At 59.8% G+C, this 20,490-nt stretch carries 20 protein-coding genes and 1 tRNA gene; 9 read left to right on the top strand and 12 right to left on the bottom strand.

Going from position 1 to position 20,490, the window contains the following annotated elements; translation table 11 throughout:
- Position 1: 1 nt before the first annotated feature.
- From BM364_RS02900 to BM364_RS02880, 5 genes are all read right to left on the bottom strand, one after another.
- Positions 2 to 1,288, bottom strand: coding sequence for a glycosyltransferase (locus BM364_RS02900; RefSeq protein WP_092420659.1), 1,287 nt, complete (start codon positions 1,286 to 1,288; stop codon positions 2 to 4).
- Positions 1,289 to 1,408: 120 nt separating this feature from the next.
- Positions 1,409 to 2,566, bottom strand: coding sequence for a glutathionylspermidine synthase family protein (locus BM364_RS02895; protein ID WP_092420657.1), 1,158 nt, complete (start codon positions 2,564 to 2,566; stop codon positions 1,409 to 1,411).
- Positions 2,567 to 2,569: 3 nt separating this feature from the next.
- Positions 2,570 to 3,151, bottom strand: a complete 582-nt coding sequence (locus tag BM364_RS02890; RefSeq protein ID WP_092423804.1) for a DUF1190 domain-containing protein — start codon at positions 3,149 to 3,151, stop codon at positions 2,570 to 2,572.
- Positions 3,152 to 3,162: 11 nt separating this feature from the next.
- Positions 3,163 to 3,564, bottom strand: a complete 402-nt coding sequence (locus BM364_RS02885; RefSeq protein WP_092420654.1) for a DUF350 domain-containing protein — start codon at positions 3,562 to 3,564, stop codon at positions 3,163 to 3,165.
- A gap of 43 nt (positions 3,565 to 3,607) precedes the next feature.
- A complete protein-coding gene (locus BM364_RS02880) occupies positions 3,608 to 4,264 on the bottom strand; it encodes a DUF2491 family protein (RefSeq protein ID WP_092420651.1) in 657 nt (218 codons plus the stop codon).
- Between the two features lie 202 nt (positions 4,265 to 4,466).
- Between BM364_RS02880 and BM364_RS02875 the strand changes: the two genes are divergently transcribed.
- Complete coding sequence (locus tag BM364_RS02875) at positions 4,467 to 4,913, top strand: DUF2170 family protein (protein ID WP_092423802.1); 447 nt, start codon at positions 4,467 to 4,469, stop codon at positions 4,911 to 4,913.
- The gene (locus BM364_RS02870) at positions 4,910 to 5,638 is read left to right on the top strand and encodes a PspA/IM30 family protein (RefSeq protein ID WP_092420648.1); all 729 of its coding nucleotides are present in this window, start codon (positions 4,910 to 4,912) and stop codon (positions 5,636 to 5,638) included. The genes BM364_RS02875 and BM364_RS02870 overlap by 4 nt, the downstream gene beginning before the upstream one ends.
- Before the next feature lie 119 nt (positions 5,639 to 5,757).
- On the opposite strand, the gene BM364_RS02865 is transcribed toward BM364_RS02870, so the two are convergent.
- The gene (locus BM364_RS02865; protein WP_092420646.1) at positions 5,758 to 6,588 is read right to left on the bottom strand and encodes an undecaprenyl-diphosphate phosphatase; all 831 of its coding nucleotides are present in this window, start codon (positions 6,586 to 6,588) and stop codon (positions 5,758 to 5,760) included.
- A gap of 216 nt (positions 6,589 to 6,804) precedes the next feature.
- Here BM364_RS02865 and BM364_RS02860 point away from each other — a divergent pair, with 216 nt between their 5' ends.
- The 4 genes from BM364_RS02860 (at position 6,805) to BM364_RS02845 (ending at position 10,489) form a co-directional block, all read left to right on the top strand.
- Positions 6,805 to 7,338 (top strand): TetR/AcrR family transcriptional regulator, encoded by a 534-nt coding sequence (locus BM364_RS02860; RefSeq protein ID WP_092420644.1) that lies wholly within the window; start codon positions 6,805 to 6,807, stop codon positions 7,336 to 7,338.
- Positions 7,339 to 7,349: 11 nt separating this feature from the next.
- Positions 7,350 to 8,573 carry an MFS transporter gene (locus BM364_RS02855; RefSeq protein ID WP_175528435.1) on the top strand — a complete coding sequence of 408 codons (1,224 nt, stop codon included), beginning with the start codon at positions 7,350 to 7,352 and terminating at the stop codon, positions 8,571 to 8,573.
- 169 nt (positions 8,574 to 8,742) lie between these two features.
- Positions 8,743 to 9,978 carry a GAF domain-containing sensor histidine kinase gene (locus BM364_RS02850; protein ID WP_092420638.1) on the top strand — a complete coding sequence of 412 codons (1,236 nt, stop codon included), beginning with the start codon at positions 8,743 to 8,745 and terminating at the stop codon, positions 9,976 to 9,978.
- A 295-nt stretch (positions 9,979 to 10,273) separates the two neighbouring features.
- On the top strand, positions 10,274 to 10,489 hold the full coding sequence (locus BM364_RS02845; RefSeq protein WP_092420636.1) for a cold-shock protein: 216 nt from the start codon (positions 10,274 to 10,276) through the stop codon (positions 10,487 to 10,489).
- A 275-nt stretch (positions 10,490 to 10,764) separates the two neighbouring features.
- On the opposite strand, the gene BM364_RS02840 is transcribed toward BM364_RS02845, so the two are convergent.
- From BM364_RS02840 to BM364_RS02825, 3 genes are all read right to left on the bottom strand, one after another.
- Positions 10,765 to 11,229 carry a YidB family protein gene (locus BM364_RS02840; protein WP_092420634.1) on the bottom strand — a complete coding sequence of 155 codons (465 nt, stop codon included), beginning with the start codon at positions 11,227 to 11,229 and terminating at the stop codon, positions 10,765 to 10,767.
- Between the two features lie 22 nt (positions 11,230 to 11,251).
- Positions 11,252 to 11,506 (bottom strand): GlsB/YeaQ/YmgE family stress response membrane protein, encoded by a 255-nt coding sequence (locus BM364_RS02835; protein WP_092423800.1) that lies wholly within the window; start codon positions 11,504 to 11,506, stop codon positions 11,252 to 11,254.
- A gap of 676 nt (positions 11,507 to 12,182) precedes the next feature.
- Positions 12,183 to 12,259, bottom strand: a tRNA-Arg gene (locus tag BM364_RS02825).
- Between the two features lie 170 nt (positions 12,260 to 12,429).
- Here BM364_RS02825 and BM364_RS02820 point away from each other — a divergent pair.
- The gene (locus tag BM364_RS02820; protein ID WP_092420629.1) at positions 12,430 to 13,044 is read left to right on the top strand and encodes a DNA-3-methyladenine glycosylase I; all 615 of its coding nucleotides are present in this window, start codon (positions 12,430 to 12,432) and stop codon (positions 13,042 to 13,044) included.
- A 40-nt stretch (positions 13,045 to 13,084) separates the two neighbouring features.
- Here BM364_RS02820 and BM364_RS02815 read toward each other — a convergent pair whose 3' ends face one another.
- Positions 13,085 to 16,261, bottom strand: a complete 3,177-nt coding sequence (locus BM364_RS02815) for an efflux RND transporter permease subunit (protein WP_092420626.1) — start codon at positions 16,259 to 16,261, stop codon at positions 13,085 to 13,087.
- A 4-nt stretch (positions 16,262 to 16,265) separates the two neighbouring features.
- Positions 16,266 to 17,468: an efflux RND transporter periplasmic adaptor subunit gene (locus BM364_RS02810; RefSeq protein ID WP_092420623.1), complete on the bottom strand. Its 1,203-nt coding sequence runs from the start codon at positions 17,466 to 17,468 to the stop codon at positions 16,266 to 16,268.
- Positions 17,469 to 17,764: 296 nt separating this feature from the next.
- On the opposite strand from BM364_RS02810, the gene BM364_RS02805 reads away from it, so the two are divergent.
- Positions 17,765 to 18,433: a response regulator gene (locus tag BM364_RS02805; protein ID WP_092423798.1), complete on the top strand. Its 669-nt coding sequence runs from the start codon at positions 17,765 to 17,767 to the stop codon at positions 18,431 to 18,433.
- Positions 18,430 to 19,776 (top strand): sensor histidine kinase, encoded by a 1,347-nt coding sequence (locus BM364_RS02800; protein WP_092420620.1) that lies wholly within the window; start codon positions 18,430 to 18,432, stop codon positions 19,774 to 19,776. The genes BM364_RS02805 and BM364_RS02800 overlap by 4 nt, the downstream gene beginning before the upstream one ends.
- On the opposite strand, the gene BM364_RS02795 is transcribed toward BM364_RS02800, so the two are convergent.
- On the bottom strand, positions 19,773 to 20,489 hold the full coding sequence (locus BM364_RS02795; protein ID WP_092420617.1) for an SURF1 family protein: 717 nt from the start codon (positions 20,487 to 20,489) through the stop codon (positions 19,773 to 19,775). The genes BM364_RS02800 and BM364_RS02795 overlap by 4 nt on opposite strands.
- Position 20,490 lies beyond the last annotated feature (1 nt).

The following is a 20,490-nucleotide window of genomic DNA, read 5'->3' as shown; positions in this document are numbered from 1 at the left end:
CCTAGAGCGAACAAGCCGGACTGGCTTGCTTTATCGCGTCATCATGACCGTGCCGGCTACGAGCATCCATGATCGCGCACTCGACGATGCCGGCAGCTTTAGCGGCACCGCCCGACAGCCGGATATGAGCCGCCATGGTTTCTGCTGCGGTACGATACCGCGGGTCAGTCAGCAATTCGCCAAGCGCCGAGGCGACGTGGTTCGTACTGGCCGAAGCGCGGAGGACCTTGCCCACCCCTGCCCTTTCGAGCCGCGCTCCAACCCCGGGCTGCTCGAAGGCAAGCGGGATGCAGAGGATCGGCAAGCCGACTGCCAGCGCATCAAGCACGGTATTGAGGCCGCCATGGGTAATCACGGCGTCAGCCTGGGAAAGAATCTGCTCCTGGTCTACCCAGGGAACAACCTCGTCAGCATCGATGCTCGCCGCCTGTCGTGGTGAAAGCCCATTGGCATGCGACAGGATCAGGCGCACTCCGTTAGCGCGGCACGCCTTCGCAATCCGCTGAAAAAGGCGCAATCGGTGGTTTTGGAGCGTACCGAGGGATGCAAACACCAGTGGCTGGGTGCCTGGTGCCTTCTTGACCCGCTTCTGCGGCGGACGACCCCCGCGTATAGGGCCCACATAGTGGAAAGTCGGCGGCAAGGCGCGGCGTGGGAAATCGAGTTGCCGCACCAGTTGCGTGATATCAGCCAGAGGCGAAAGGCAGTCCACCACGTTACTGCGTCCGGGCAGGTTCCACCGCTCTGCCCATGCCCTGACAACCTGATCATGTCCGGCCGTCAGCTTGTCGGCAATCCAGGCACCCACTCTGTTGCGTTCGATTGCTTTATCGCTGTCCTCATACGGCCAGTCGAGCACCGGCAGCGGCACCAGGGGTTCGCGATTGATGGGGTGAGCGGCCGCAAGCGTAATAAAGGGAAGCTGCAGATGACCGGCCACCAGCGCACCGGCCGGTTCGAGCTGGTCTGACACCACAGCATCGATACCGTGAGCCCGCAAGAGATCGGGGCCAAGCCGGCACAGCGTGTCCGTCATTGCTGCCATATCGCGGACGAGGCGCAGAACGCCAAATGGCAGGCCAGATGATCGCGCGTGGCGAATGTAACCCGCCGGCGTCCAGTTCGCCTCCGTGGAATCTATTGCAATGGACCTGAATACATCGTCGGGCACAATATCAGGATGATGCACGAGGAAGCACTCATGCCCGCGTGCCACCAGCGCTGCCGCGAGATGCGTCGCTGGCCCGAGATGCCCCTGCAAGGGCTGGATAAAAAACGCGATGCGCAAGAAGTGCCCTCAGGACGTGTGGGAAATGCAGGGCAAGTACTACCCTGCAGGTGAGAAACGGTTCCCGAGCCCCGCCGGTTTCATGCTGCACTTGCAGGGGGAAAGCCAACCTCTTTCTTGTCAGTCGAGAATGACATGAGGAACGAAGCGGGAAAGATTGGCCGTGATGCGGGAGCGATCCTCGCGCACGCCAAGGCCGCAGGCGCGATCCCCTACGATCCAGCTGCCCAGAACGGCAAAGCCACCATCGCTTCGAAACAGCGGCGCATATTGCTGGATCACATATCCCTCTGCACCATAGTGTCCCGGCGCTGTAGCCAACTCGGCTCCCTCCGCGAAGATCGTGACATTCTCGCCTTCCCGCGACAGAAGCGGCTTGCGAACATAGCTCGTCAGTGTCGAGGCCGCGTCATCGCCATCAAAGAAAGCCGGGAGCAGATTGGGGTGGCCCTTGTAGCGCTCCCAAAGCAGCGGCAGCAGGCCCTTGTTGGACAAAACTGACTTCCAGGCCGGCTCGACGAAAACACGCCCGGACCTTGGCAGATAAGGCGCGAAGGTCTCGCGCAGCATGAACTCCCAAGGATAGAGCTTGAAGCAGCGATCGATCACGCGATCCCCGAGATCAGTGAAGCGCCCAAGCGCATCGATCCCGATATCCTTGATATCCAGCAGTTCGACGCGATGCCCGGCCTGGGTAGCGCAATCCATGAGATAGACCGTGGTACCGCGATCTTCTTCATTCTCGGTCATTGCCGCAAAATGAAAGATCGGCCCCTGGGAGAAGCTGGAAAACGCCTCGACCAGGCTTTCCTGCACCGAGTTGAACTGGTCTGCGTCTTGGGGGAGCACGCCAGCCTCGATCTGATCGGTCAGCCAGTTGTACTGGAAGTAGGCGGTCTCGAAGATCGACGTCGGTGTGTCGGCATTGTATTCAAGAAGCTTGGCCGGACCCGTGCCGTCATAGGCAAGATCGAAGCGGCCATAAAGGTGCCTGTCGCCCCGCCGCCAGGAATCGCGCACCAGGTCCCGCAGTTCCGCCGGTACGGCAAGGCGCTCGAGCTTTTCCTCGCTCTCCACGATATCGCCCACCAGGTCCATGCACATTTCGTGCAGTTCCTGGCTAGGCTCTTCTATGGCCTGTTCGATCTCGTCGAGAGCAAAGACATAGGCAGCATCATCAAGCCAATAGGGCTCGCCATACATCTCGTGAAAGCCAAATCCAACGGTCCGGGCCTTGTCGCGCCAGTCCGGCCGCTCGGCGCAGGTGATGCGCTTCATCGCTTAGCCACCAAAGCCGTAATTGCCACCGCCACCAAAGCCCTGCCGGACCACGGTGCGGGTGTTGACGTTGACCGGCTGCATCGTCTGGCGCGACGGCGCCGCCATGTCTCCTCCGCCGGGTCGCGTGCCCGGGGTCAGCGTCTGGCCACTGCGATTGCGATAGATCGGGGTCGAGCCATAGCTGTTGCCGTTGTTGATCTGGGTCCGCCGATAATTATTGTAGTCGCCGATATTGTTTAGTGTCGAGGACAGCAGATAGCCGGCAAGGAATGGCGTAAAGAAGCTGCCGCCGCCACCGGTCGCAGCTGCTGGCTGCTGGGTGCATTGCCCTGCTCCATATTCGGCTTCGCAGGCCGCCAGCCCGTCAAAGCGTGGTGCATTGGCCAGATGGGACTGCATGGCATCCTGATAGCCGGCCTGACAGACCTGAGCATCCATGCCTGCCGAAATACACTGGTCCACCGAAGAGAAAAGCACTTCGCCCGGCGGTTCGCCTGCGCAACCGGCCAGTGCCATGGAGGATATTGCAATGGTGCCCAGCGAGAGAAGCGGCGGCCTGCTGCCGCGAAGACGTCTACGCATCTGCTCCTCCTTCAATAGGTCATGCAGGCAGCATTGAGGATACCCACGGCAAGAGCGATGCCGCCTCCCCAGAGCCCCGCCGCCACATCGCCATTCGTGATCTTTTCGTGCAGGTTCTTCAGCGTAAAATTGGCGAGATAGTAGGCGAGCAATTGCGCCAGAATCGCGATCGCTGCCCATATGATATAGTCGATAACGCTGACCGAATTGGCGGCCGCTGAAGCCAGAGGCAGGCTGAAGCCGAGGATGGCGCCAAGAAACGCAGTGACTGCCGCCATATTGCCGGCGCGGATCAGCTCCACTTCGCGATGCGGGGTGATGGTGGTGTAGACAAGGCCGAAGACGCCATAGGCGCCAAGGCCGATCGCAAAGTAACCGAGGAAGGCCGGCAGGCCCGCCATATAGTCAAGCATGTCGAAACTCCATGGGTAAGCAGTTGATAAGCAGTTGAATTGATCACACGCGCCGGACATCGGCAGGCGAAAGACCATAGCCGATCAGAAATTCGACCGAGCTGCCGGTCTGGCTCTGCACGCCGCCCAGATCGCGCTCGACATTGATCAGCAGCATTTCGCGCGATTGGCCCAGCGGGCGGTAATAGAGCATGCAGCTTTGGTGAATGGAACGGGTGGTTTCCCCGTCATCGACGGTCTCCACAAACTCGACCAGCGGCGCTCGCTCATCGCCTTCTCCCCAAAACCGCTCGAAGAGGATGCCATCTGCATCATAGCGCGGCAGCCCGATCAAGCCCTGAGGTCCTGTCCAACGCGACCAGGCCTGCGCACCCGAAGGCACGACGCTGTCCCAGGGATGATAGAAACTGATGTCGTCGATGGCATCGCCTGGCTTGCCGCCGGACATGGTCTGGATCATGCGATGCTCATCGTCATAATAACGCGAGAGAACACTGGTCGCATCGAGTTGCGCCTGCCCATAGGCTGCAACGATAAACGGCCCGCTCAAAGGCAAGGCCATGGATGGATCGCCTCCAAGGGCATTGGCTTCAAGCGAAAGGAAATCGATGTCTATAGCGCCGCCGATACCGACCGCGAGCGGTCCTCGCTCTTCCGGCAATGGCTTGTCTTCGCCTTTGCGGCCGAACCAGCCGATCATCCGCCTCTCCCTTCGCCAACGGCACTTGCGCGCCCCGGCCCAATCAGTGAACCCGCATGCTAATCGTGCAACAAGACGCTGAGAAGGCAAACTAAACCGTTTTGCGGCGACAAGTCGCCACAGCCATAATGTCGTTGCAGCGACAAGATGATAGTACCATATGCGCAAGAACCAACACGAGCCGGTCAGCATCGGCAATCCTATGGAGGACCTTTTGGATACCTGGAACCTCACGACCCTGACGCGCCTCTTCGCGTCTGATCCCGAGGCACTTGGCGATGTCGATGTGCATGTTCCGCCAGAGGGCAATGTGCTCTATGTAACCATCAAGGAGATGGGCGACCTTGATGTGTTCGTGACCATCAGCGGAGACCGGGACATTCTCGCCAGCGTTGTCCTCGCGCCGTGCAAGGAAATACCGAACCGGGAAGCCTTCGAGCGCATGGTGCTGAGGACGCACAAGCTCGTGCCGCTTTCAAGCTTTGGCATCACCCAGATCGATGGCGAAGAGTGGTATGAGCTGTTTGGCTCGCTTTCGGCTCGTTCGAGCGCAGAAGCCGTCGTCGAAGAAGTGGCGGTCCTTGCCGCCAATGCGGTCGATGCTGCCGACATGATCAATGAATGGAAAAACGGGGAGTTCGCAGCGTGAGCGCCTGGGGAAAGATCTTTACCGCCATCCGAGGCGGCGCCAATGAAGCCGCGGAGGCCATTGCCGATGGCCAGTCCATGCGCATCCTGGATCAGGAAATCCGGGACGCCGAGCAGTCCCTGCGTCAGGCGCGGTCGGACCTTGCCGGCATCATGGCTTCCAACAAGACCGTCATGCGCCGGATCGAGGAGAACCGCGCCAAGGAAGCCAAGGACACCGACAGCGCCCGTGCCGCTATCGCTGCAGGCCGCACGGACCTTGCCCAGGGGCTTGCGCAACGGATCGCCACCATTCGCGGCGAACTGCAGCGCGACCAAGCCGAGCTCGATCAGCTCCTGCCGCGCCAGCAGCAGATGCTTCGCGCCATCCAAGACACCGAAGCGCGCATCACCCAGATGAAGCGCGAAGTGGAAAATGTGAAAGCCAATGAGGCGCTCCTCAAGGCGCAGTCGGCGCTGGCCCATAGCCAGTCCGGCATCAACACCCGCCTCGGCAGCGCCGTTGACAGCCTCGAGCGCATCAAGAAACGTCAGGAAGCGACCGCAGGCCGGATCGCGGCCGGCGCGGAATTGGCAGCGCTGGAAAACGGCAACGATCTCGACCGGCAATTGCTGGAAGCCGGCATCGGCGGATCCAATCAGTCTGCCGACGATATTCTGGCGCAATTGATGTCGCCCTCATCGGTCGACCCGCTCTCCTTGCCGGGTCAGAAAAAGAGCGACTGATTGCAAAAAGGGCCTGACCGATTGATCAGGCCCTTTTTTTCTAAGGAGACTGGAGCTGTACGCCACCATCAAGGACGTGAGCGCCATTTTGCCGTGCCTTCAAGGATCGGCTGCGCGCCTTAGAGGATGTTTGCCGCTAGAAGCCCCAGCAGAATAAGGCCAAGAGCGACCCGGTAGATGACAAACGGCGTGTAGCTCTGCCGGGCGAGCCACTTCATCAAAAGTGCAATACTGGCCAGCGCACTGATAAAGGCCAGCGCTCCCCCCCAAAGTGCATAGGCGGTGAAGTTTGCATCGCCGCTCCGCACCAGATCAAGCGTCGTCAACAGTCCGGCACCAAGAATTGCCGGAATGGCCATCAACATGGCCAGCCGAGCCGAAAGCGGCCTGTCGAGCCCGATAAATCGTCCAGCCGTCATGCAGATGCCCGACCGGCTCACCCCCGGAATGATGGCAAGGCACTGCGCCAGACCTACGATCAGGGCATCGCGGAACGAAAGTCGCTCGATCTCGCCCCGTTCAGAAGGCCGCCTGTCAGCGACAAACAGCAGCACGCCGAACACCAGTGTCGTCACCGCGATGATGCCGACAGAGCGCCCGGCTTCCGTCACCAGATCCTTGAAGATCAGGCCCGCAACCACAAGCGGCAGGCTGGCAACGATCAGCACCCAGAGCGTTCGTGCCGCAACGCCACCGCGCGCCAATACGGTATCGCGCAGGCCGCCGAGAAGCATTGCGATGTCGCGCCAGAAATAAACGAGAATGGCGCCAAGCGACCCGATATGAAGCGCTATGTCGAGCGACAGTTCTTCCGCCGGGGTCATCGTAAGAGGCGCCAGCCCCAAGAGGTTCAGCAAGGCACGCCCGAGGATCAGATGCCCCGAGGAACTGACGGGCAAAAACTCCGTGATCCCCTGCACCAGGGCCAGAAAAACCAGTTCGACATTCATTGGATCTACCTCGTCCACACCGTGCGCCGCAGCGACGACAGAGCGATAGGAGTCTAAGGTAACCGTTCGATTAAGCTTCCCCCACGTCACCTCGGCGTGTTTTCGCGGCAAGCCGTACCGCACTCGGAGTGTGAAACAACATTGCGGCAGACCGAGACCCGATCACGATACAAACGCAACCCTTGAAATGTAAAGCGATCGTTTTACATGTGCTGCATGGACAAGCGCACCAACATCATAGCCGGCGCCGAGCGCATTTTCGAAAACCAGGGATTCCGCGGCATCGGTGTCGATGGCATCCTTGCCCCTTCCGGAACCTCGACCCGTACTCTCTACAAACATTTCGGCTCGCGCGAGGGCCTTGTTCTGGCTGTGGTGGCGGAACGCCACCGCAGCTTCATGGAGCGCCTGCGCGACTGGCCCGAGGCGCACGATCCGATCGGCAGCCTTTTCGATGTTCTCGAATCCTGGCTTTCCGAACATGGCGCTCGCGGCTGCATGCTGCTGCGTGCCCATAGCGAATATGCCGGTTCACACCCCGATATCGCCAGCCTCGTTCGGCAGCAGAAGCGCGAGTTCGCAGACGAGATCGCCCGGCGGGTCGAAACCGCCCTCGGCCAACCAAACAACGAGATCGCACTCTCGATCTGGCTGCTCTTTGAAGGCGCGACGGCAGCCGCAAGCGTGACCGACAAACCCGTCGTACAATCTGCAAAGCGCGCGGCTCTCACCCTCCTTTCCGACAGATGAGAGCGACTTTTATGGACAAGCGGTTCAACCTCGTCGCTGCGGCTTTTTCTCTGACAGCCTTGAGCTATGGCCTCGCCCGTTTTGCCTATGGGCTCCTCTTGCCCGCCATCAGCGACGATCTCGCACTAAGCGCTCCGGCCGCTGGGTGGATTGGCGGCAGTGCCTTTGCCGCCTATTGTCTCGGGATCGTCTTCGCCTTCACTTTTGACCGGCGATTTGGTTCCCGCGCCATCGCGGTGGCGGCAGGCGTGGCAGCAACGGCCGGTTTGTTGCTCGTTGCGATCGCTCAATCAGCACTGGGCATCGGGCTGGCCATGGCACTTGCGGGACTGAGCACTGGCCTCACTTCACCCCCGCTCGCTGCTGCCGTCGCGCAGGTTTTTGCGGACGCCGAGAGGCCACGGGCAAATGGCGCCATCAATACTGGCACAGCGATCGGGATCGTCCTTTCCGGTCTTGCCGTTCTTGCGCTCCCCGGAAGCTGGCGCATCGTTTATGCCATCTTTGCTTCGGCAGGTGCGCTGGTGACGCTCTGGCTCTGGTTCTCCGTTCCGCAGGCAGAAGGTCGAACGGGCAGCACGCCGATTTCTTTTCTATCCTTTACTCGCGCTGGGACAGGCAGGCTTGCGAGCAGCGCCTTCATGGCTGGTCTTGCCAGCACATCGATCTGGACCTTCGGCGCCAATCTCCTGCGCGAGGAGAGCGGTTACAGCCATGGCATGATCGCGCTTGCGTGGATCGTCCTGGGCGCGGCTGGATTGATTGGCATAGTCACAGGCCATCTCACCACCCGGTTCGGCCTTCCAGCGATCCACCGTATATCCATACTGCTGATGGCTCTGGCCATTGCCAGCCTCACCCTTTCGAGTGCCGTTCCGCCCCTCGGCTTCGCTGCAATGGCACTTTTCGGTACAGCCTATATCGTCGCCACCGGCACATTCCTCCTGTGGGGCATCTCTCTTTATCCCGAAAGCCCGGCCTTCGGCCTTGGTCTGCCCTTTCTCCTCCTCGCTTTGGGACAGACCGCAGGTGCTCCACTTTTTGGGACCGCTCTAGACCTTATCGGCCCTACAACTACCCTCCTCCTTTTCGCCGCCACTATGACCATCGCAGCCTTTTGCAGTTCCAGATCTGCATCCAAGGTCTTGGGGGCTGAAAATAATATCGCAGGGCCTTCCGAGAGGGTGTCGACGGTCGATTCTCGACACCACGAAAACTCGCATATCCATTCATGAGCGACATTCTGCAATCTCCCGCACGATTAGTCCCGCTACGTGAGGCGAACACGCAGCTGCGGATCTACCGGGTACATCGAAGCACCCCCTGCGTTGAAGCTGTCCGTCATGACAGTTGGGTTTTCTCCGGCTAGGGTGTTTGAAAAGCCCGCATCATGAGTCTCTGCGCTTGAACGACATCGATAAAGACGTTGCCGCCATTCGGCAGATTGACACTATCCCCTCGATTCTTCAGGTGGTGACGGACGCGACCGGCATGGGGTTTGCAGCGGTCGCGAGGGTAACCGAGAACAAGTGGTTCGCCTGTGAAGTTCTCGACAACATCCATTTCGGTCTCGAGCCCGGGGGCGAATTGCCGCTCCACACCACGATTTGCAACGAAATCCGCAGCGTGCGCGAAGAGGTCGTCATTGATCACGTGGCGGAAGACCCGGTCTATCGCAATCATCATACGCCCGCGATCTACGGCTTTCAGAGCTACATCTCAGTTCCGATCATTCTGCCGGATGGGGAAATGTTCGGCACGCTGTGTGCGATCGATCCGCATCCGCGCAGGCTCAGAGGCACAACCTTGCCCGGCATGTTCCGGCTCTTTGCCCAGCTCATCGCCTTCTATCTCGATGCCAACCAGAAGCTGAGCGATACGCGATCGGACCTGCGCACCGCCCACGCCAATCTCCAGAACGCCAACTTCGATCTGGCCGCCGAGCAGTCGAGCTCCCAGCTGCGCGAGCAATTCATCGCCGTGCTGGGACATGACCTGCGCAATCCTCTTTCGGCAATCGAGGCCGGGCGCCGAATGCTCGAGAAAGAGCACAAGGACGCAAAGTCGGTTCGCATTCTTCGCCTCATGGGTGAGAGCGTTGAGCGGATGTCGGGCCTGATCAGCAATGTCATGGATTTTGCGCGTGGCCGACTGGGCGGAGGCATTGGCATCGAGCGATCTTCAGGACAGCGCATCGAACCTATGCTGGCGCAGGTGATCAATGAGATCAAAGCCGGGCATCCTGACCGGGTTATTGAGACTCGCTTCGATCTCGCCTATGCCATCGACGTGGACCAGGCTCGCATCGCGCAGATGTTTTCCAATCTGCTCGGAAATGCGGTCACTCACGGTGCGCCGGAAACCCCGGTCGTGGTGCACGCGATGGTGGCAAATGGGCATTTTGAACTCGCGGTAAGCAATGGCGGCGCACCCATTCCGCCTGAGGCCATGCAGCGGCTGTTCCAGCCATTCGCCCGTGGCGAAGTCAGAGCCAATATGGAAGGGCTGGGCCTCGGGCTCTACATCGCAAGCCAGATTGCAGAAGCGCATGGCGGGCGGCTGGAAGTGAGCTCAACCGAGGGCGAAACAAGGTTCACCTTCCGCGTGCCGGTGAGCGCCACGCTTCGATCCAGCCCTTGACTGGATCGACAAGCGACTTCCGCAGTCCCGGCATCAAGCAAGATCAGATCGGCGCGATTGCGCCTCCTCAGCGAAGAGTGCTGGGGTTCAATCACTGCAAATGTGAGACGAGCCTTGCTTCTGACATCAATGACTGCAATATAGGATCATACGTTTCCAGCCTCAGGCGGCTGTCTATCCCGCTTGCAACGGGTTTCTGGCTCTCTGATCCACCTTGCGAACGTCCTACGCCTTGCGCATGTTGCACTAGGCTAACCGCTCGTTTGCCATGGCTCCGAGCTTACCAGGAAAAATCATGTCTCAGATCACCGGTACAGTGAAGTTCTTCAACACCACCAAGGGTTTCGGTTTCATCACCCCCGACAGCGGTGGCAAGGACCACTTTGTGCATATTTCCGCCGTCCAGCGCTCGGGCGTTGATGGCCTCTACGAAAATGATAAGGTTTCCTATGATGTCGAAACCGGCCGCGATGGCCGCGAGTCGGCGATCAATCTGATCCTGCTCAAGTAAACATGAATGCAAAGGCCGCCTCTCGGGCGGCCTTTTTTCTTGAGGTGAGGAGACGACGCTGAAACCGCATGTAACCGCTCTTGAACGGGCTTTCGAACTTGCCAGGAGTGGCAAATTTTCAACCGTGTCGGAGATCAAGGCGGTTGTTTCCAGGGAAGGCTACGGAGCCAGCCAACTCACCGGCCCTGCCCTGTCCCGGCAGCTGCTCGCCTTGCTAAGAGCGCACAAGCAACCATGAACTAACGGCGCCATGCTCTGCAGGACGTGTGGTGCTCCTACCCTGCTGCAGGCAAACGACCGTCAGGAGTCATCTGGTTCACAGCATCGGGCAGAGTTTCCGACAAGCGCTTGAGCAGGTCTTCGCGCGACAGCCCAGTTTTAGCGACCAGCTCTGCAATCATGTCCTCGCCAAGCGTCTGCTCGAGGTCGGACGCATCCACAGGATCGTTGGCGCCTTGGTTGACCCAGCTATCCGCCTTTGCCCCACGGCCAGTCTGGCGGAACTGATCAACCAGATCTCCAAGCCCGCCGGTGAGAACATTCCCACCCGCAGCGCCACCAAGCAACCCGCCAAGGCCGCCGAGAATATCTCCAAAGCCGCCTTTGTCACTGCGGCGATCTGCGGGGTCGCCTGGCTGGTTGCCCATTCCGTTGAGCAGCTCACCGAGTTTGTCGCGGTGCTGGTATCCGGCAACTGCAAGAAGGCCTAAAAGCGCCACCATGGAAGGGGTTTTGGCCATGTTGTATCTCCTTGTCTGCTGATTATGCTCGACGGCGGGCGATCACGCCCCAAACGAACAGGATGATCAAAGCACCGACGACGGCGCCAATCAGGCCTGCACCCTCACCGGGATCATACCAAGCGAGAGCCTGCCCAAGGAACGTCGCCACAAAAGCACCGACGATCCCGAGGATTGTGGTCAAGACGAACCCCGACGGTTCATTCTTCCCGGGCATAATAAATTTGGCGATCACGCCTGCGATAAAACCAATGATGATGGTCCAGATGATACCCATGGCACACTCCTGATGCTGGACTGCAACGCTCATGGGGTCGCGACGTTCCGGCTCGACTTGCGCCGCGAGGTTGGGCAACACACTCTGCTTTCCAGGTGAATGCTGGCAGGGCAACGCTCCTCGACCTATCGGGCCGCAGTACATCGGGTGGATCCAACGCGGCTATCAGCGGAGAGCGTCTGAAGCCGCGGATCTCCAGCTACCGCAACGCATATATGGCCAGCGTTCGCGCCATGCAGCTTAAGAGCCATGCCGCGCCCGTCCGACCTTGCCAGCACATTGCAAATCCAAAGCAAGTCACCGCACTGCTTCGGTGAAGCGTGGTGGTCCTCTGAGACGAAGCAAAGAGTTTAGTCGCCGTCGCCTTGGCGTGCACCCTCCTGCAACTCTGCCAGAGCACGCCTCATCTGCAGACCCTCTAAATCCTCGCGCCAGCCGACGATGTTGGAATAGTAGAACCTGTCGAAATCAGCAGAGGAAAGGCTCGAACCCAAACCTAGGTCAGCTGCGATGGCCGACAAGATGCGTCGATATTTGTCGGCGATCAATAGCCGTGATTCAACCGACTAGGGTTTCATTCTGAAAGATCGGAAATTGCCAGGTTCGAGGGTGGTGACACTCGGGTGACACAGGACCTACGGCAAGAGGAGCACTCGTTCCCAAGTCATCTTTATATTGGCGCACCCGGCGAGATTCGAACTCACGACCTCTGCCTTCGGAGGGCAGCGCTCTATCCAGCTGAGCTACGGGTGCAGACCGGAATCGGGCTTAAGCCCGGTGGAATGGCTGCAAACTAGTGCAAGGTCCGCTGGGGTGCAACTGGGCAAATGCGCTAGGGCACATAAAGCGCAGGGCACCTTGCTGACAATTGCTGACCTGGCCCGAATTCATCAATCATCTGCGGGATCGAAAGGGAAAAACGCATGGAACTGTTTCGAGCCGACGATGGCCTCCTGCGCTGCCAGTGGTGCGGCGGCGCAGCGGAATTCATTCCCTATCATGACAAGGAATGGGGTTTCCCGGTAGGTGACGACGTGAGACTGTTTGAAAAGCTGTGTCTTGAAGGATTTCAATCGGGTCTGAGCTGGCGGACTATACTGAACAAGCGTGAGGCCTTCCGCGAAGGCTTTGCGGGCTTTGACCTGGGGAAGGTGGCAGCCTTTGCCGATCAGGATATTGAGCGGCTGCTTGCCGATCCCGGCATCGTGCGCCACCGTGGCAAGATCGAGGCTGTGATCAACAATGCAGCGCGTGCCATTGAGCTGAAAGAAGAGTTCGGGTCTATTGCCGCATACGTCTGGCAGTTCGAGGAACGGGAAGAAACCGCGGCTCCTCGAACCCGCTCGACCTCGCCGCAGTCAATCGCCATGTCTAAAGATCTAAAAAAGCGCGGCTGGAAGTTTGTCGGACCGACGACGGTCTACGCCTTCATGCAGGCCATGGGCCTCGTTAACGACCACGCGGAGGGTTGCGCCAGCCGCCCGCTCGCCCAAGAGGCACGGCAGCGCTTCGCCAGACCGACCGGATTGGGAGCCTGACTAACGAGCAAAAGCCCCGCTCTTCAGCGGGGCTTTGGTCTTACTCGGCAGCCTTGAGAGTCCTGTGCCCTGGCTCGGATGGGAGCGCCTGCGCACCGGCATGCTCGTGGTCATCCGGCGCTTTGGGCATGAAGCGGCGGGTAAAGCGGCTGAAGCTATCGATATAGGTGAGCAACACCGGCACCACCAGCAGCGTCAGCACGGTCGAACTGAGCAGTCCTCCGATAACCGCGTGGGCCATAGGCGCATTTTCACCCGAGCCGCCATGAAGATTGATCGCAAGCGGGATCATGCCCGAGATCATGGCCAGCGTCGTCATGATGATCGGACGGAAGCGGGTAGCGCCCGCTTCGACCAGCGCCTCGTAAAGATTTGCCCCTTGCTTGACGTGCTGGTTGGCGTTGTCGACCAGAAGGATCGCGTTCTTCACCACAAGACCCATCAGCATGATGAAGCCGATAGCCGAGAACATGTTCAGCGTGGAACCGCCAACCAACAGACCGATCATAACGCCGATCAGTGCCAGCGGCAGCGACCCCATGATGGCGACCGGCTGCAGGAAACTGCCGAACTGGCTAGCCAGCACCAGATAGATGAACACGATAGCCAGCAACAGCGCCGAACCAATGGCAGCTGACGTTTCAGCGATTTGCTCCACATCACCACCAAAGGAAGTGGAATATCCGGTGGGTAGCTCCATGGCACCAACCAGCGCCTGAAGCTGTGGCGTGACTGTGCCCAGTTCCACGCCCTCAAGGAAAGCTTCGATGGTGACGCCACGCTGCAGGTCGGTTCGATTGATGGTAGCAGGGCTTGTGCTCTGAACCACTTCGGCAACCTGACTCAACGTGATCATCCCGCTGGACCCGGTAGCGCCGGACTGCGCTATAGGCAAGCTGCCGATCGCGTCGATGTCGTCGCGCAAAGATTCGGGCAGTCGCACCACAACCGAATAGATCTGACCGTTCTGTGCCGTCCAGTCGGCGACTTCCTCGCCGCTGATGAGCGGGCCCAAGGTCGCAGCGATCTGGTTCATTGAGACACCCAGATTGTCGGCAAGGTCCCGATTGACCTGGATACCTACGACCGGTTGCGCTTCGTCGAGACTGGACGTGATGTTGATCAGGCCCTCGATCTGGCCCAAGTCAGCAACCAGTTGGTCGGCCAGACGCTCCAATACCGTGAAGCTATCGCCAAAAATGGTGATCGCGACCGGAGCCCCAGATCCGCCTCCGCCCATTCCACTCGACGACGTCACCTGGAACTCGGCCCCGGGGATAACATCAAGCGCGCGACGGATGCCGGGCATGAACTCTTCAGGGGTGATGGTGCGCTGCGATTTGTCGACCATCGTGACAGTCATCGAGCCGCTATTGGAACCGCTGGCAGCGAGCCCGCCCGCAACAGTTGAATAGGTGCGCTCCACTTCGGGATAGGTACGCAGGATGCTTTCCGCCTGGCGAAGCTTGGCGGCGGTCGCTTCTTTGGAAGTTCCGGCGGGTGTTTCGATATTGACCGAGAAGATACCGGTGTCAGTGACAGGGATGAACTCGACCCCAACGCGCGGAAAGAGCATCACCGAACCCACAAGGGAGAGCACGGCTATAAACAGCACCGTTTTGCGGAACTTGAGCGACCAGCGGACCACATGACGGTATCCGCCAGTGAACCATACAAACAGCCGGTCGAACTGCTGAACAGCTTTGCCGATGGGGCCACGCTTGGCATTCGGATTGGCTGCCGGGTCGTGCCAGACAGATGACATCATAGGGTCGAGCGTAAACGCCACAAACATCGAGATCATCACCGCCACCGAAACGGTAACGCCGAACTGGAGGAAGAACCTGCCCATGATGCCGTCCATGAACGCCACCGGCAGGAACACCGCGACGATGGACAGCGTCGAGGCCAGCACCGCCAAACCGATTTCATTCGTTCCGTCGAACGCCGCCTGGCGGTGGCCCTTGCCCATATGCAGATGCCGCATGATGTTCTCGCGCACCACGATGGCGTCGTCGATCAGGATGCCCACGGCCAGCGACAGGGCCAGAAGCGTCATCATGTTGAGCGTGAAGCCCAATGCATTGAGCGCAATCATCGTGCCGATGATCGAAATAGGCAGGGTCAGTCCGGTGATTACGGTCGAACGCCAGGAGTTGAGGAACAGAAAGACGATGATGACGGCGAGGATAGCGCCTTCAATCAACATGTTCTGCACGGCGTGGAATGAATCCTCCACCGGCTTGGCATTGTCCACCACGACTTCGATATTGACCCCATCGGGCAATTCATTGGCAAGAAGGTCGGCGATGACATGACGGATTTGCTCCGCCACCCCGACCGTGTTGGCGCCTTGCGTCTTGAGCACGTCGATAGCCAAGGCAGATTCGCCGTTGAGAATGGCTAGGCTGTCGGCTTCGCCGGTGCCATCCACGATCGTGGCGACATCACGCACGGTGACAGGCTGCCCCCCCTGGTTGCCCACGGTGATGTCGTAGAAATCCTCTTCGTCCTGCAACCGGCCCAACACCTGGAGCGACTGGACGATGCTTCCTTGTGTGATCGAACCAGCTGCCAGATCCCGATTGGCAGCGCGCAAGGCGTTGACCACGGCATCTGGGCTGATGTTATAGGCGGCAAGCCGGTCTGGATCGATCTCGATATTGAGCTGGCGCGGCACGCCACCCACAACCGTTGCGCTACCGACGCCACTGATGTTTGAAAGACGCGTCGAGATGACGTCTTCCGTCAGCGTCGTCAGGTCTCGTGCCGATAAGGTGTCCGAACTGACAGCCAGCGACAGCAGCGGCAGCGCGCTGGGATCGAACCGGAGGATCAGGGGGTCATTCGCACCATCTGGCAGGTCGGCTCGCACAGGGTCGATCTTGTCGCGGACCTCTTGCAGCTTTTCCTGCGAATTCTGCTCGAGGTCGAAGATCATCAGGACCATAGCCTGGCCCGACTGCGCAGTGGATTGGACCGAGTCGAGCCCTGCAATGGTGTTGACGGCGTCTTCGATGGGTTCGACCACGTCTGCTTCAACCGCCTCGGGCGAGGCACCGGGGTAGCTCACGACAACCGCAACAACCGGGAAGTCGATGTCGGGCAGCTGTTCGATGGGAAGACGCTGATACGAATAGATGCCGAACACCATGATGGCCACCATGATCATGGTGGCAAAGACAGGGTGACTGACGCTGATGCGGGTCAAAAACACGGTTTCAGCCCTCCACGAGCAGAATGGTATCGCCTGGCTGCAGTTCGGCAAAAGCGGCTGAAACAAATACATCGCCTTCGGCGAGCCCACTCACTTCAAGAAGGCTTCCACGGCTCCATTCGCGCTGAACCTCGATCGGTTTGCGCGTCAGCGTTTCGCCTTCAAGCACGAGAACGAACTGACCTTCCGCATCTTCACGCAGGGCCGATGCAGGTATGGCCAGGGCGTTTTCCTGCTGCCGCACGACGATCTGACCAGTGGCAAACATGCCGCCGCGCAGGCTGCCGTCCGGGTTGTCCAGATCGATATAGATCGGAACGGTACGGGTGCCGCTCAGCGCCACGGGATTGACCCGTGACACCTCTCCTGCAAACTCCCGGCCATCGAGACCAGTTACGGTGACGGTTGCGTGTTGACCCTGATCGACCAGAGCGCTGGAATTGACAGAAGCCGCGCTGTCGAACTCCATCGTTTCCAGATTGACGATGGTGAACAGCGGCGTACCGGCCTGAATGGTTTGACCCGGATCGACGGAGCGCGCCGACACGGTCCCCGAAAGCGGCGCCTCAACCGTGGCGTTGGCCAGGGAGAGCTCGGCTGTTTCCACGGCACTCTCAAGTGCTTCAAGCTGGGACTGCAGCGCGGCTGCAGCAGAGCGAGCCTGCTCGAGCGCGGATGGCGTTGTAAGGCCCTGGCTCGCCAGTTGCTCGGTCCGCTCCAGCTGCTGCTCGGATGATTGCAGCTGGACGCGGGTAGCACTGGCGGTCGCCCGCTGTTGACTAAGCTGCAGTTGCAGGGCGGCCGTATCGATCTGAGCCAGCACATCGCCCTCCTGAACCGTATCGCCAGGACGGACTGTCACCGACAACACCCGGCCTGAAGCCTGCGATGCAACTTCTGAGCGCTGCCCCGGCTCCAGGGTACCAGTTACCTTTACGGTTTCCGCCAGGGTCATGGGCGTCACGGTTCGCATTTCAGATTGCCTGATCTGACGAACGAGGGTCTGTTCCTGCGCCACCTCGACCTCTTCAGCCGGCGGTGCTGGATTGAGCAGAATGTACGCAGCGACAGCAGCAACGATCAATATCAGCACGATCCAGGGCAGAATCCTGCGCTTGGGCTTCAGGCCCTCTGCGACGCGACGGGCATTCTCTTTTTCCCGTTTGCTCTGTGCCCATTCGGGCTTTTCATGGGCTGTCGTCGTCATGGTGTCCTGGAGCTAGCTTGGTCGAGGCTGTCTATCGGCCGGGGGCACTGAGTTGGGTATGGCATGCGCTGCTGGCGGTTACGCTTGTGTTCCAAAGGTGTGACACTGCAAGGACAGGTCCCCCTCGAAACGGGCCGCGGGCTTGTTTGGGTTGACGGACAGACCACGGGCAAGTCAAGCGAATTCGCTCCCTTCTGTGACTCTCATATTGCCGCAACATTGCGGACGCGCGAAGATTCAGACGCAATGCAATGGCAATCATTCATGCGCATAAGCTGGTCCATAATGAGGTAGCCATGCGTATTCTTCTGATTGAAGACGAACTCGATCTGGCTCGCGCCCTGATCAGCGCGCTCGAGCGGCACGACATTCTGGTGGATCATGTATCCAATCTCGCCACGGCGCTCGAAGCTGTGAAGAATAGTGTACACTCCGTGGTTATTCTGGATCGCAACCTGCCAGATGGCGACGGACTGACCATCATCCCGGATATCAGGCGTGCTCAGGCAGGCCTGCCGATCATCGTACTCTCTGCACTGGGTCAGGCTGCCCAGCGCATCGAAGGCCTTGAGACTGGCGCAGACGATTATCTGGCCAAACCCTTTGTCGTCGATGAACTCGTTGCGCGGATCCGCGCCTTGATGCGCCGGCCTGCTGCCTTGGCCGAGATGAGCGTGACCGTAGGCCAACTCGCCTTCAATCTCGGCGATGGCACCGCGCTTGTTGCCGGCACTCCGCTGACGCTGACGCGCCGCGAAGTGCTTGCTCTGGAGGTCTTGGTGCGCCGCGCCGGCCGTACCGTTGCCCGCTCAGCCCTTGAGGAAGCCGTCTATGGCTTTGATGACGAGATTGCCTCCAACACGCTCGATGCGCATATCTCTCGCCTAAGGCGCAAGCTCGCGCCTGCTGATGTGGAAATTCATTCGATACGCGGTATCGGCTATCTTCTGAAAGCAATCGCGTGAGAAAGCACAGCACCATTTCGCTGCGCAAGGTCCTGTCCCGCGGGCTGATCGCCATTCAGGCTGTCGTTCTTGTCGGCTTTACGGTTCTCGCCATTCTTCCGGTGATGCTGACGGTTTCGGAACAGCAAGGGCTCGATGACAGCGTAATCGACGATATTGTGAAGTCAGTCGCGCGCACCGAAACCGGAAGCTTTGCATTGAGTGAAACGAAGGGGCTGCGCACGATCCAGCTCGACTATCCGGACCTCTGGTTCGTGGTGGTCGATGCGGCAGGACATGTGCTGTCACAGGGAAACACGCCCTTGCAGGCCCGCCTTTTTCCGCAAAACCTGGTTCATTTTTCGTCCGCCAATTTCGCCAATTCGGACGATGCCGTGATGCCCTATGCGATTGTGCGGACGCGCGACACGGCCGACGGACGGCTCTGGGTGATGACCGGTGGTGGCCCGCTCATGGGCATGCGGATCATCGGCCATGTTCTGGCTAATCCGTTCTTTCTCGGCCTGCTGCTGCTGCTGGCGACCACTACACTGGTGGTCATCCCGCCGCTGATCAAGCGCTCGCTCGTAGGCCTGGAGCGCGTCGCCCAGGAAGCGGCGATCGTCGATGTCAGCAAGACCGACATTCGCCTTTCCTATGACGGGGTGCCGACCGAACTCGTGCCCCTTGTGCGCGCCTTCAACGGCACGCTCGATCGCCTCGATGGAGGCATTGCGCGCCAGCAGCGCTTCATGGCCGACGCGGCACACGAACTGCGCACACCGATCGCCATTTTGCAGACGCGCCTGGAATCACTCCCCGATGGCCCCGAAAAACGTCAGCTGCAGCGCGACACCGCTCGCCTTGCCGGCATGGCCAATGAGCTTCTCGATCTCCAGCGCATGGCGCAGTCACCTGACAGTTTCCAGCCGGTCGATCTAGTGGAGATGGCAGCACAAGTGACCGCTGATCTGGCGCCTCTCGCAATCGACGCGGGCAATGACATCGAGTTCGTCGGTCCGCCTGCTCCTGTTCTGGTGCAAGGCGACACATCCGCCCTTAGCCGCGCCGTGGCCAATCTCGTGCACAATGCCATGGCCCATGGCGGCCCCAAGGTCGCCATTCGCGTCGAGGTGACGAAAAACGGCTCTATCGCCGTTTCCGACAATGGTCCGGGCGTAGCGCCGGACCATCGCGAAGAAATTTTCTGGCCTTTCCATCGCCTGTCGCAATCCCCAAACGGGGCTGGACTGGGCCTGAGCCTTGTGAGCGACATCGTCACCCGCCATGGCGGCAGGATCAGCGTAGGCACGGCGCCACAAGGAGGCGCGCTCTTCGAAATCAGCCTGCCTTTGGCGGCCTAGTGCTGCCAGCGGTCCCTCAAGACAAAGACGAAGCCAAACAGCGCCAGCAGCGTCAAGCCGAACCAGGTCAGTGCATAAACAAGATGGTTGTTGGGAAAGCTCAGAACCGTGAGGCCCCCGATAGGGCCGCTTGATCCTGTCGCATCGGCATCGATAAAGAAGGGCGCAGGATCATCGATCCCGAGTGTTGCCGAGATTGCGGCGACATCGCGTGAATACCACCGGCCTGTTTGCGCATCATTGCTGCGCAGGAAACCGCCTTCCGGCTCAGTCTGCCGCAGGAGCCCGGTTACCGTGACATTGCCCGGCGGCCGTGGCACCGCGGTCTCGCGATCGGGAGATGGTACGAAGCCGCGATTGACCAGCACCTGCCTCCCGTCGGCAAGCGTGAGCGGGGTCAATACCCAGAAGCCGCCGCCATGAACCGTCACGGCTTGCGCGAAGGCATCGGTGCTGCCGAAGCGCCCTGAAACGGACACGCGCAGGTATTCATTGGCCACCGGGTCAAGCGCACCCCAATCATGCATGTCGAGATCAACGGGAGCGGAGGTGCTGCGCGTTTCAACCGCAACGATCAGCTGGTTTTTCCAGGCGAGCCGATTGATTTGCCAGATGCCGAGGGCTGCGAAACCGATGGCACAGGCAAGGCAGAATGCGCAAAAGGCCAGAAGGCCAGGAGACAGCTTGGCCCCCTGCCCTTTTCGTTCGGTCATG

It is taken from the genome of Devosia crocina (assembly GCF_900116545.1).
Taxonomy (GTDB): Bacteria; Pseudomonadota; Alphaproteobacteria; order Rhizobiales; family Devosiaceae; genus Devosia; species Devosia crocina.
Note: the sequence above shows the minus strand (reverse complement) of the source record. Positions and strands in the feature narration are given on the sequence as shown.

Coding starts and splice junctions, on each gene's coding strand:
- BM364_RS02895 (WP_092420657.1), bottom strand. CDS start 2,566: ATGAAGCGCATCACCTGCGCCGAGCGGCCGGACTGGCGCGACAAGGCC.
- BM364_RS02890 (WP_092423804.1), bottom strand. CDS start 3,151: ATGCGTAGACGTCTTCGCGGCAGCAGGCCGCCGCTTCTCTCGCTGGGC.
- BM364_RS02885 (WP_092420654.1), bottom strand. CDS start 3,564: ATGCTTGACTATATGGCGGGCCTGCCGGCCTTCCTCGGTTACTTTGCG.
- BM364_RS02880 (WP_092420651.1), bottom strand. CDS start 4,264: ATGATCGGCTGGTTCGGCCGCAAAGGCGAAGACAAGCCATTGCCGGAA.
- BM364_RS02875 (WP_092423802.1), top strand. CDS start 4,467: ATGGAGGACCTTTTGGATACCTGGAACCTCACGACCCTGACGCGCCTC.
- BM364_RS02865 (WP_092420646.1), bottom strand. CDS start 6,588: ATGAATGTCGAACTGGTTTTTCTGGCCCTGGTGCAGGGGATCACGGAG.
- BM364_RS02860 (WP_092420644.1), top strand. CDS start 6,805: ATGGACAAGCGCACCAACATCATAGCCGGCGCCGAGCGCATTTTCGAA.
- BM364_RS02855 (WP_175528435.1), top strand. CDS start 7,350: ATGGACAAGCGGTTCAACCTCGTCGCTGCGGCTTTTTCTCTGACAGCC.
- BM364_RS02845 (WP_092420636.1), top strand. CDS start 10,274: ATGTCTCAGATCACCGGTACAGTGAAGTTCTTCAACACCACCAAGGGT.
- BM364_RS02840 (WP_092420634.1), bottom strand. CDS start 11,229: ATGGCCAAAACCCCTTCCATGGTGGCGCTTTTAGGCCTTCTTGCAGTT.
- BM364_RS02835 (WP_092423800.1), bottom strand. CDS start 11,506: ATGGGTATCATCTGGACCATCATCATTGGTTTTATCGCAGGCGTGATC.
- BM364_RS02820 (WP_092420629.1), top strand. CDS start 12,430: ATGGAACTGTTTCGAGCCGACGATGGCCTCCTGCGCTGCCAGTGGTGC.
- BM364_RS02810 (WP_092420623.1), bottom strand. CDS start 17,468: ATGACGACGACAGCCCATGAAAAGCCCGAATGGGCACAGAGCAAACGG.
- BM364_RS02805 (WP_092423798.1), top strand. CDS start 17,765: ATGCGTATTCTTCTGATTGAAGACGAACTCGATCTGGCTCGCGCCCTG.
- BM364_RS02795 (WP_092420617.1), bottom strand. CDS start 20,489: ATGACCGAACGAAAAGGGCAGGGGGCCAAGCTGTCTCCTGGCCTTCTG.